Origin of the sequence: Kitasatospora nipponensis (genome assembly GCF_039528135.1) — a bacterium.
Classification (GTDB): Bacteria; Actinomycetota; Actinomycetes; order Streptomycetales; family Streptomycetaceae; genus Kitasatospora; species Kitasatospora nipponensis.
On record NZ_BAAALF010000758.1, the window covers coordinates 1 to 674 of the forward strand.

A 674-nucleotide genomic window follows, 5' to 3' on the forward strand; every position below is an offset into this window, starting at 1 on the left:
CGTGAACAGACACACTGGCATCCACCTGCAGTGACCACCGAATGGCGGCAGCGCGGTGCGGTCATCGCCCCGGCGCGCAGGCCGATTTGTCGACCTGTCACGCGCCACCCCAGCGCACTCACCCGTCACGCACGCCCCCTGGCGCACGATCCAGCCATTCCGGCCGGAGTGTGCGGCGATCGGCCGAATCCATCGGACGGTGATGTGAATGACGGAAATTCTGTCAGTCCTAAAAAGATGGCGGGCCGGTCCCCAGGGGGCGTGGGGTCCGACCCGCTGGTTCAGTGGGCGACGAGTTCCTGACGACCGATCAGCGGCGGGTCGGTGGCCCGGTCTTCGCCGCCCCGGGCGCCGTGCAGCCACTCGACCTTCCGGTACAGCTCCTCGGGGGAGAGCACGGCCAGCATCGCGTTGCGCTCACCGGCCCGCTCACCGGCCGGGTGGTACAGCCGGCGGCCCAGCTCCCGGGCGAGCAGCTGGGTGGCGGCGGTGCGCTCGCGCCGCTCACCGGCGAACGTCTCGAAGCGCTGCTCGAACTCCCCGGCCTCGGTGCCGATCAGCCGGCCGAGCTCGCCGAGCAGCTGACGGCCGATCAGCACGTCGTACGGGTCGGGTCCGGCACTGCCGCCGACGTGGGTGGGGACGGTGTCACTCATGGGGGCTTCAACTCCAGT

At 70.5% G+C, this 674-nt stretch carries 1 pseudogene; it reads right to left on the reverse strand.

Going from position 1 to position 674, the window contains the following annotated elements:
- Positions 1-542: 542 nt before the first annotated feature.
- Positions 543-656 (reverse strand): annotated as a pseudogene (locus ABD323_RS43155) (3-dehydroquinate synthase); the annotation flags it as partial.
- Between the last annotated feature and the right edge of the window lie 18 nt (positions 657-674).